The sequence below is a fragment of the Nonlabens sp. genome (assembly GCF_047636915.1).
In the GTDB taxonomy this organism is placed as follows: domain Bacteria; phylum Bacteroidota; class Bacteroidia; order Flavobacteriales; family Flavobacteriaceae; genus Nonlabens.
In genome coordinates this window covers 1-10,909 of sequence record NZ_JBLIGN010000086.1, presented here as the reverse complement: position 1 = coordinate 10,909, position 10,909 = coordinate 1, and the positions used below count along the sequence as shown (strand labels likewise).

Annotated in this window: 6 protein-coding genes and 2 pseudogenes; 3 read left to right on the top strand and 5 right to left on the bottom strand. The window is 37.4% G+C overall.

What is annotated here, in order from left to right:
* The 5 genes and pseudogenes from ACJAT0_RS10975 to ACJAT0_RS10955 form a co-directional block, all read right to left on the bottom strand.
* Positions 1-522: pseudogene (locus tag ACJAT0_RS10975) on the bottom strand (septum formation inhibitor Maf); the annotation flags it as partial.
* Positions 523-620: 98 nt separating this feature from the next.
* Positions 621-1,997, bottom strand: coding sequence for a C1q-like domain-containing protein (locus tag ACJAT0_RS10970; RefSeq protein ID WP_415181680.1), 1,377 nt, complete (start codon positions 1,995-1,997; stop codon positions 621-623).
* 330 nt (positions 1,998-2,327) lie between these two features.
* The gene (uvrB, locus tag ACJAT0_RS10965) at positions 2,328-4,328 is read right to left on the bottom strand and encodes an excinuclease ABC subunit UvrB (protein WP_415181679.1); all 2,001 of its coding nucleotides are present in this window, start codon (positions 4,326-4,328) and stop codon (positions 2,328-2,330) included.
* Positions 4,329-4,481: 153 nt separating this feature from the next.
* Positions 4,482-7,460: a T9SS type B sorting domain-containing protein gene (locus ACJAT0_RS10960; protein WP_415181678.1), complete on the bottom strand. Its 2,979-nt coding sequence runs from the start codon at positions 7,458-7,460 to the stop codon at positions 4,482-4,484.
* Between the two features lie 139 nt (positions 7,461-7,599).
* Positions 7,600-8,661 (bottom strand): branched-chain amino acid aminotransferase, encoded by a 1,062-nt coding sequence (locus ACJAT0_RS10955; protein ID WP_374003773.1) that lies wholly within the window; start codon positions 8,659-8,661, stop codon positions 7,600-7,602.
* 86 nt (positions 8,662-8,747) lie between these two features.
* On the opposite strand from ACJAT0_RS10955, the gene ACJAT0_RS10950 reads away from it, so the two are divergent.
* The 3 genes and pseudogenes from ACJAT0_RS10950 to ACJAT0_RS10940 all read left to right on the top strand — a co-directional run.
* The gene (locus ACJAT0_RS10950) at positions 8,748-9,299 is read left to right on the top strand and encodes a DUF4920 domain-containing protein (protein ID WP_415181677.1); all 552 of its coding nucleotides are present in this window, start codon (positions 8,748-8,750) and stop codon (positions 9,297-9,299) included.
* Positions 9,300-10,004, top strand: coding sequence for a tRNA (5-methylaminomethyl-2-thiouridine)(34)-methyltransferase MnmD (gene mnmD, locus ACJAT0_RS10945; protein WP_415181676.1), 705 nt, complete (start codon positions 9,300-9,302; stop codon positions 10,002-10,004).
* Positions 10,005-10,217: 213 nt separating this feature from the next.
* Positions 10,218-10,909: pseudogene (locus tag ACJAT0_RS10940) on the top strand (cytosol nonspecific dipeptidase); the annotation flags it as partial.

Sequence of the window (10,909 nt, the reverse complement as noted above, 5' to 3'; positions counted from 1 at the left end):
TTCATTCCCTTCACTTTGAAAATAGGAATAAAGGGACACCTTATATGCATCGCCATCTTGATTAAATTGCATGTAGGTATGACCGCACCACTCCTGAATGGAAGTAGCAATTTTAATAGCATTATCTTTTTTATCTAGCGGTAAAAAGGTACTGCTCATAATGCTGTACGGATAGATTCCTGTATTAAAATTTCTAGTGGCGTTCAGTTTCAAAACAGTTCTATTAGAATCTTTGGATTGATCTGCTTTTATTTGGTCTTTTTTATCAAAAGGTTCTGTAACAAAAATCAGTACAGCAGTTCCATCTCTCATTTCTCCATATCTCGCTTGATGTAGCTCATAGGTGGATATTTCGGCAGTACCGTTGTACCAATACTCCTTAAATTCTTTGGTCAGCTGTCTGTCTACTACTTGATCCATAAGATCTTCTCCTATGATTTTTTTTCCGTCTTTTTCTGCAGCATTTTTTGTGTTACAAGAAAGTAGCAGTAGTGCAATCGCACAAATCAAGAGATATTTCATTCTTTTTTTTGTAAAGGTACTTTTCTTGAAGATGAAAGTCTTACAAAAATTTGATAAAGCTTGTTTTTGATCAACTACTTTATGGAGTAAAAGGACAGCTACTGTTCTATGATGATTAGCTCTGATGTATTTGCTTCTAAGTCATTAAAATTAGCAAGCGTTTGTGAGAAACCAAAATGTAAATTAATCAGGTCACCGCTAGATAGGTATACATTTGCAGTTAATGTTCTAACAACACGATTACCAAACTCGTCAGACCTATACGCGCTCATTTGATAAAAGCCATTAACATCCGTGTTTTTCGTCATGGCTATACCTACTAGTTCGTTACTGTTGAGGCTAAATGTGGCTCTTACATTAATCGTAAAGGAATAGAAGCCATTCCGAGGAGCTGTAAAAACACCTGTCGTTTGATCATATGCGGCTGTAGAGGTGATTTCTGAATCAAATACTAATGGCTCCCATGACATAAAATTTGAATTTCCGCCTGGTGTGCTCGGTGTAAAAGATTTATCGGATCCTAAAGTAGCTCTAACTCTCAATTTATCTGCATCAATATCGAGCCATGTCGCAGTATTGGATCCATTAGTAGTTAAAACTTGTCCTGTCATTCCTGAGGTAGTAGGCATTTCATAACCGTCTGAATTGTCCTCATTTCTTATAGCAAAATGGTCTCCTTCAAAATATCCGGAATATGCTTGGTTGGATCCATCATTTATTGCTTTACTTCTCACGCCATAAATTATTCCTGTAGAGGCAACATTTCCAGTGGTTACTGAGATTCCACTTAGTTCTTGGTTCGAAGTTGTAAAAGGTCCTATGACGTTTCTGATACCAAAGTTAGCTGCGGTGCTGCTATTATTTACCGCTACTTGATTGTCTATTCCTATATGAGATCCGTCACCTGCACTTGAAACTTGATTCTCTATACCAACTTTATTTCCTCTTGCAGCACTGGAGTTAAGTAAATTCGCAGATCTTGTTGCAGATGACATAGCTGTGCTGCTATGCCTGTTTGTGATGCTTAAAATTGTTCGATCCTCAGAAACAAGAGTTCCGGGATTTTCTATAGAAACCAGAGCAGCAGCTGCTGCGTCAAAACCAAACCTTGTTCTTCCTGTCCTAAAAATTTCAGAAGTTGTAGCAGTTGCGTGAGCTGTTGTTGCCTCATTATAAAAAATGGGGGACTCACTCACATTTCTATATTTTATCCCGTCAAAGAAATAAAACCCTTCTGAATCAGTTCCACTAGCCAAGTAAAGAATTAAACCTTTCTGCGTCGCATTAGGTAATAATCCTCCTTCAGGTAAAACGCTAACCTTGGGAATAATAACGCCATTAAATTCACCTGTTGTTAATGATACGTTTGCAACAACTTCAAGATCTGCGCTAGGAGTTGCAGTTCCTATGCCTACCTGCGCAAATAAACAGGATACAGAAAATAAGAGACATAAAATAAATGGTATAGTTTTCATGAAGCATAATTATTAGCACTCCTATAAAATTATAACATTTTAAGATTCATAAAAAATTTGAATCATTAAAGTAGCGAAATCGATTTCGCCGCTTTAAGATTCTGCTTGCAGCAAGCCTAAAATATGTCATGACGCTATTTACGGGGAGTTATCGCAACTATAACTGATTTAATTACGCGGTACTTACCAGAAGAAAAGTAAGTGCCGTGTAATTTCAAAGACTTATAAATGCTTTAAAAGAATATAATTTAAAATAATATTATTTTTGAACTGCCTTATAGGGTCAAATTGGAAGAGTTAGGAAGCAATTTGAAAAACAAAAATAATTTTTTAATGTTGTTTGACTTTTTCTTGCATCATTTTAATTTCATCTCGCAGTCTAGCCGCTTCCATAAAGTCTAATTCTTTTGCTGCTTTTTCCATCATTTTTCGAGTACTGCGTATTTTCTTTTCTAATTCTCCTTTAGAAAGATATTCGGCCTCTTCTTCAGCGGCTTTTAAGGTAAGCACTTCTTCAATGGCATAGGTAGCTGCATTTTTACGGTACAATGCTGTTTCCAGTTTCTTTTTAATAGCAGTAGGTTTTAATCCATGAGCTTCATTGTATGCCATTTGCTTGGAACGACGGTAATCGGTTTGATCCATGGTTTTTTGCATACTGGCTGTAATTTTATCAGCATATAAAATAGCACGCCCATTTATATTACGAGCAGCGCGACCTATCGTTTGAGTTAAAGAGCGCTGATTACGTAAAAAGCCTTCTTTATCGGCATCGAGAATAGCGACTAGTGACACTTCTGGTAAATCCAGACCTTCTCTTAAAAGGTTAACTCCTATAAGTACATCAAAAACACCTCTACGCAAATCTGATAATATTTCCACACGTTCTAACGTATCTACGTCGCTATGAATATAACGACAACGCACATTGATGCGAGAAAGGTATTTCGTAAGTTCTTCTGCCATTCGTTTTGTTAGAGTAGTGATCAACACACGTTCATCTCGTTCTTCTCTCAATCTTATTTCTTCTACTATATCATCAATCTGGTTTTGACTCGGCCTCACTTCTATAATTGGATCTAACAAACCTGTTGGTCTTATGATCTGTTCTACGACTACACCTTCACTCTTAGCCAGTTCATAATCTGCAGGAGTAGCACTTACATAAAGGACTTGATTTTGAAGCGCTTCAAATTCTTCAAATTTTAACGGACGGTTATCCATAGCAGCAGGAAGGCGGAAACCATAATCTACTAGATTGACCTTACGAGATCTATCGCCACCATACATCGCACCGACTTGAGGAACGCTCACGTGACTTTCGTCAATAATCATTAAAAAATCATCTGGAAAAAAGTCTAATAAGCAGAAAGGCCTCGTACCTGGTAAACGTCCATCTAAATACCTGCTATAATTTTCAATACCAGAGCAGTAGCCTAGTTCTCTTATCATCTCTAGGTCAAATTCTGTGCGTTCTTCTAGTCTTTTGGCTTCAAGTGGTTTTCCTATTTCTTTAAAATAATCGGTTTGCTTGACCAGATCTTCTTGTATGGAATGAATCGCACCTTGTAAGATATCAGGTGAGGTTACAAACATGTTTGCTGGATAGATGGTGATTTGTTCAAAGCGTTCTATAACCGTACCATCTAATGGATTAAAACGTTCAATTTCTTCAATTTCATCTCCAAAAAAGTGTATTCTAAAAGCGGTGTCTGCATAGCTAGGGTAAACGTCTACGGTATCTCCTTTTATTCTGAAATTTCCACGATTGAATTCGGCTGTAGTTCTGGAATATAAGGATTGAACTAACTTGTGAAGTAGAGCAGTTCTTGCAATTACTTCGTCTTTTTTTATTCGTACTACATTTTTTTGAAATTCGACAGGGTTTCCAATACCATATAAACAAGAGACCGAAGCTACCACGATAATATCCCTTCTTCCTGAAAGTAGGGAAGAAGTAGTACTCAATCGCATTTTTTCTATTTCTTCATTGATAGAAAGATCTTTCTCGATATAGGTGCCGCTAGAAGGAATAAATGCCTCTGGCTGGTAATAATCATAGTAGGAGACAAAATACTCTACGGCATTATCTGGGAAAAAATCTTTGAATTCTGAGTACAGTTGCGCAGCAAGAGTTTTGTTGTGGCAAAGCACTAGTGTTGGTTTTTGAACACCTTGAATCACATTTGCTGCCGTAAATGTCTTACCACTTCCTGTAACACCTAAAAGGGTCTGGTATTTTTCATTAGCTTCAATTCCACTAATTAATTTCTGAATTGCTTGTGGTTGATCTCCAGTAGGAGAGAACTCTGATACTATATTAAATTCCATGAATGGTAAAAATAAGTTTTTTGTGATTCCGCTTTCGCGAAAGCGAGGTTAAAATTATCAGTAAATACAATTTAAAATAAGGGAGGATAAAAGGGAAGCCAAGGGAATGTACCTGGCCATTTTTGTTCTTATTAAGGGAACTATAATAACAATTTATCTTTTGAGAGTGAAATGCCCCTTAAAACTACGGCCATCATGTAATTCTACACGGTACCAATAATCAGTACTTGGAAGAGGATTCCCATTATACATTCCGTTCCAGCCAAGTCCCAACGGACTTAATTGCTTTAATAATTTCCCGAAACGGTCAAAAATATAGATTTGCGCATCAGGTTCTGTTTCAATGGCGATTACTTGCCAGTAGTCGTGAAAACCGTCTTCATTAGGTGTGAAATAAGGAGGTGCGCCAATGATTGCTGCAGGAGCAGTTACCAGGTCACAAGCATTCAAATCACGTACATAAGCCGTGTAATATCCGGGTAGTAAGTCAGTAAAAACATTGCTGTCCTGAAAAAACACATTGTCCATACTGTATTCAAATGGACCATCTCCTGAGACCAATACGGTGATGCGATTAGACCTTATTGTGAATTGTTCCACTTCTACAGCAATTATTTGAGTAGAAAAAAAATTAGTTACAGTCGTTGAACTGTTGTCTTCACAGCCATTTTGATCGATTATAGTAACAGTATAGGTTCCTTCATCGGTCACATTTATGCTAGAAGTTGTTGCCCCCGTATTCCATCGATAGGCTACAAACCCTGTTGTGGCTTCAATGAGAAGCTCATCATCTATACATTTAGTAAAATCTGGAGTGGTAAAAAAAACGGGTTTTGGATATACTTCGATAAGCAATGGTTGTACATCATAGCAAGTTACCCAATCATTATTTTCTAAACGCACCCATATTATTTCTTGCCTTGCTGTATTTGAATAATTAGGATTTAATGGGCTGATATCCATTTCTGCATTTTGTTGTGAGCGGTGAAATGTAGTGGTGAGATTTCCTAATTGTGTGTGTTCTATCAAGGTTGCTAAGCTTGCAAGATCAAAAAGCTCTATTAAATCTCCAGATTCGTCATCACAAGCGGTCAAATCATTAAGAATTGGGATACGCGGTTGTGTGATTATTCGAAGATTAAAAGAAGCCAAAGCATAGCAATCAATAGAATTGATATTTTCATAACGTATAAAGATTTCTTGGTCGTTAGAACCGTTGTAAGGTGAAGGAATTGGGTTTTGTCTTAAATCGGCATTATTTTGACCTATATAGAAAGAGGCATCAAATCCGGAAGGGTTTTGAGTTCCAAAACCTTGAATAGAAGCCAGTTCTAAATCAAAGGACTCGACACCATCGTTACTAAAATCATCACACAAGATCAAATCGTCTACCATCGATGGCACTGGAACAGCACTAATATTTACATCAAATAACGTAGTGTCATAACAACCATTTGACAATCGGTTATCAATTCTTACCATATAAGTGCCACTGGTTACCACGTCATTATTTGCTATGGCATTAAAATCTTCCATGGCATCTAAAGCACTAGAATGAATAGTAACCTCAAAGTCACTAGCGCTTTGTGCGCCTAAAGCAGTCGTTCTGATTGTGGTAAAATCTACAGGAGCAAAACCATCATTAGAACGATCATCGCATACTTCTATATCGTTTACAGAATTTATAATAGGAGCGTTTACTATTTGAATGCTACGACTAGAATTAAAAACCTCTGTAGGCGTAGTAATAATTAAAACAACGGTATAAGTTCCTGCTGTAGCATATATATGAGTTGGGTTAATAGCTATGGAGCTGTTATCGGAACCACTAGTAACATCTCCAAAGTCCCAAAGAACAGAATGATTAGGACAGGTTGCAATAGCGTCTGCAAGGAACTGAGTAGGTGCGTTACTGCACCCTTCAATTGCCGAAAATGAAGGGTTAAAAAAGGCATTGTAAAAAGGAGGCAATCCTTCATTACTGTTAGTTCCTGGAGTAAGCGCTAGCCCATCGTATTGAAAGTTACTCAATGCACCAATGTTGTTTGGATCATTAATAACTGCCAGCCATTGCTGTTCATCACGAGAATAGTATATCTTTTTATCTGGAGCAATTTGTAAAGCACCTCTTGAAACATTATCATTGGGATTATTTACATCACTTTCATAAATAACTACAGGATTGTTTTGAAAATTTGCGGCTGTGGTATTGTATTGCAACAACATTCTTTCTGCTGGTACCAATCCACTACCTAGTGTATTAAGGTCTACATAGAGCAGTCTGGAATCTAATGAAAACTCTGTTCCATAAGCTTGATAGCCACTAGGGAAATTTAATCGTACTGGATTATTTACCATACCAGAAGTGGTATTAAAATCAAATAACCAAGCGCCATAACCGGCTTCATTCGGATTTGTGAGATCTACATAAAATTGGGTCATCATAGCTGCTTTTGTGCCATCTGGTGATACTTTGAGATAACCTCGCTTATCTGTCGTGCGAGTTGAGGGACTCAAAGAGTTTACGGTAGCCTGTAGATCCATACCATTAGGCGTAAGTTTAAAAGCATAAAACTGATCAAAACTCAAGCTTCCAGCTATGCTGGCTGCATACGTGACAATCCAAGTATCTTGACCATTTGCAGCAACGGCAGCAAATAATTTTTCTGTACTATTAGGTAATAATTCTATATTTTTCTGATTGACAATAACATCTCCAGCCCCAGCATTCAAATTCATGTCTACCACAGAATAGTACAAACCAGTCCTTGTATTTCCAGACGTACTATTAAATATGGATATCGTAAATATATAATATAGGTCAGGACTGTTAAATAAAGGAATAATTAATGCAGATTGAGTGCTGGATGGGTCTCCAAATAAGCTATCTCCATTAGGCATGATGTTGTGATTGCGGTTCCAAACAGTAATTCCGTCGGTATAAAAAAGCAAGGAGCCACAAGCATCTGATATAGCAGAGCAACCTTCGATAGTGTCTAATTGGCCTATATCATTAGGTAGAGGAGACCCACTATTAAAATCGATTCCTGCATTGGTGCCAAAGAACCACCAGTTGGCTTGGTTTTGTGACCACCCAAAGGCAGCAACGAGCATGATGAATATAAAAGCCAATTTTTTCACCAGCTAAAAGTATAGAAAGAAATTATAATAGTGATGCTGATTTCTATAATTGTGCTTTCTCAAAAACTGAAAACTTAAAATGCCCGCTTAAAAAGCGGGCATTTTACATGTTATTTAAAGTAAAGTTGTCTTATACTTTCACTCTCCAGCCATACTTATCTTCAGCTCTATTGTATTGAATATCTTTTAAAGCTCCCATTAATTTTAGGGCGTAAGAATCATTTGACTCAGGAAGTTCATGTTTTAGTTCTTTGTGTTTAAACCCTTTAATAGGAACAATAACAGCAGCAGTACCACTTCCAAAGATTTCTTTTAACGTCCCATCATGTGCAGCTTCTCTTAGTTCATTGACAGAAACCCTTCTCTCCTCAACTATAATTCCATGATCTTTTGCCATTTGTATCACACTTCTTCTAGTGACACCATTTAGAATGCGATCATTATTGGGCGCTGTGAGTAATTTATTTCCCACACGTATAAATATATTCATAGTTCCTGCCTCCTCTAAATATTCGTGAGAAGCAGCATCTGTCCATATAATTTGTTGGTAACCTTCTTGAAGAGCAAGATTGTTGGGATAAAAACTAGCGGCATAGTTTCCAGCAGCTTTTGCATAACCAACACCACCATTAGCAGCTCTAGAATATTCTGAAGCAATAACAACACGAACATCACCTTTGTAATAAGCAAATGCAGGGGACATAATAACCATAAATTTATACTCGGTCGCCGGCGCTGCGGCTACTCCACTTTCACTAGCGATCATAAAAGGACGCAAATAAAGAGAAAGTCCTTCACCAAAACGCACCCATTCTTTATCCAGGCTCACCAGCTTTTTAAGTCCATTAATAAATACCTCTTTAGGTATTTCTGGCATGGCAAGCCGTTTGGCACTTTCATTAAATCTTCTCCAGTTGTCTTCTGGTCTAAAAAGGAAAACATCTCCCGTAGCATCCTTGAAAGCTTTCATACCCTCAAAAATGGCCTGGCCGTAATGAAAAACTTTACAACTAGGTTCTACTTGAATAGGACCATATGGTTTAATCTCAACAGTTTGCCAGTCACCATCGCGCCAAGTACATTCCAACATGTGGTCTGTAAAGGTTTTACCAAAGGTTAAATTATCAAAATCTATAGTACTGATTTTTGATTCTTTTACCTTATCTATAACGATTGCGTCAGTCTTCATCATTGTGCTTGTATATTTTTGCAAATATACTTCATTAAGACTAGGTATAAATCTAAACGAATTCCTAAATTTGATCAAAATTTAAACCTATGAAGCAGTTTATATCAGGAATTTTTGCATTACTTGTATTAATAGGATGCAAAGAACAAAAGCAAGAAGAAGAAATGCCAGCCGTTAATGACGAGCAAGTGCAAGAAATGGCCTATATGGATTATGGCGCAAAGTTTTCTAATAGTGACGTCTTAGACGCCACGGAATTGGGAACTATGTATTCAACAATGAAAGTAGGCGATACTACTTCAGTAAAAGTGAAAGGTACCATTGCAGATGTGTGTGTAAAGAAAGGTTGCTGGATCAAAATGCCAGTAGGAGCTGCTTCTGCCACTGTTAAGTTTAAAGATTACGGTTTTTTCCTTCCTAAAAATGGAAAAGGAAAGGAAGTAATTTTAAGTGGTAAAGCATTTAAGGACATTACTCCAGTTGATGAATTACGGCATTATGCTGAAGATGCTGGAAAATCTAAAGAAGAAATCGAAGCTATTACCGAAGAAGAAGTTACGTTAAGCTTTATTGCAGATGGGGCGCTTGTTGAGAAGTTTGACAATCCAGATGTGGAAGGTGCTTCCAAAACAGAAGAATAAATGAAAAGGGAGATCATGACTACGGGAGATGGTTCAAAAACCATTTATATGCCCGATCTCGATGAGCAATATCATTCTAAACATGGCGCCTTGCAAGAGGCGCTTCATGTTTTTATAAAAACCGGTTTAGAATATTATTTAGAGGTGGCGCATTTGGGTGTTGTCCACAACTTGTTGAATGGAGAACGTGATGACCGCCAAGAGCCTCTTCAGATTCTTGAATATGGTTTTGGAACTGGTCTCAATGCCATGCTTACAGCTCAACACGACGCCAAAATCCCTATACAATATACAGCTGTAGAGGCTTTTCCTATCCTTCAGGAAGAAGTTCTTGCTATGGACTATGGGCAGCTTTTAAAAAATCAGGAGTTATATGAACTCCTGCACCAATCCAGTTGGGAAGAAAATCACGAGATTCATCCTAATTTTATGTTGCGCAAAAAGCAAATAACATTTGAACTTCTCAAGGATCAAAATCAATTTGATTTAATTTATTTTGATGCTTTTGGTCCGCGTACTCAACCTGAATTGTGGACCATTGAAATATTTGCAGCGGCCTACGCTTCTTTAAAAACTGGCGGTATATTAACTACTTATTGCGCTGCAGGTCAGGTGCGTAGAAATATGCAAACTGTAGGGTTTAGGGTAGAACGACTGCCGGGACCACCGGGAAAGAGAGAAATGCTTAGAGCGAGTAAGAAATAAGAATCAAGATGCTGGAAACAAGACTCAGTAGGTGTAGAAGCTTAGGAATTTAATAAGTTGTATCTTTTAAACTAGATCATCACACCTTACATTCTAATATGTAGATGTATTTGTCTTATCAGGTGAAAATCAGTAATACCAACAATCATTTAGCAAATAGTTAAGGCAAGTAGGTTACTTGTACTGTTATATTTGCAAAAATCATATTTTTTTATGTCACAAGAAGTAAGAAAACAAGAACCACATTCCTTATGGAATCATTTTGCCGATTTAAATGCTGTGCCTCGACCTTCCAAAATGGAAGAACGTGTGCGTGCTTTCATGGTAGAATTTGGTAAATCACTTCAATTAGAAGTAATAGAAGATGCCATAGGTAATGTAATCATGAGAAAGCCCGCTACCCCAGGAATGGAAGATCGCAAGAGCATTATTCTACAGTCGCATCTGGATATGGTGCATCAAAAAAACAACGATACGGATTTTGATTTTTTGACACAGGGAATTCAAATGATCGTAGAAGGGGACATTATAAAAGCAAATGGAACCACTTTAGGAGCAGATAACGGGATAGGTGTTGCCTCTATTATGGCGGTACTTTCCTCAAGTGACATTGCACATCCAGCTATAGAAGCTTTGTTTACTATTGATGAAGAAACAGGAATGACTGGAGCCATGGAATTGGATAAAGACATTCTGAATTCTACCATCTTATTGAATCTAGATACAGAAGAAGACGACGAAATTGACATAGGCTGCGCTGGTGGAGTAGATGTGACAGCTACTAAAAGCTACTTGCTAGAATCCCTTTCTGATGATTATATATCTAAAAAAATTACGGTAAAAGGTCTTAATGGTGGGCATAGTGGTATGGACATTATCAAAGGTCTAGGGAATGCAAATAAGAT

Bases quoted from the DNA above. Each gene is read 5' to 3' on its own strand.
- ACJAT0_RS10955 (WP_374003773.1), bottom strand. From the start codon at position 8,661: ATGATGAAGACTGACGCAATCGTTATAGATAAGGTAAAAGAATCAAAA.
- ACJAT0_RS10950 (WP_415181677.1), top strand. From the start codon at position 8,748: ATGAAGCAGTTTATATCAGGAATTTTTGCATTACTTGTATTAATAGGA.
- ACJAT0_RS10970 (WP_415181680.1), bottom strand. From the start codon at position 1,997: ATGAAAACTATACCATTTATTTTATGTCTCTTATTTTCTGTATCCTGT.
- mnmD (WP_415181676.1), top strand. From the start codon at position 9,300: ATGAAAAGGGAGATCATGACTACGGGAGATGGTTCAAAAACCATTTAT.
- uvrB (WP_415181679.1), bottom strand. From the start codon at position 4,328: ATGGAATTTAATATAGTATCAGAGTTCTCTCCTACTGGAGATCAACCA.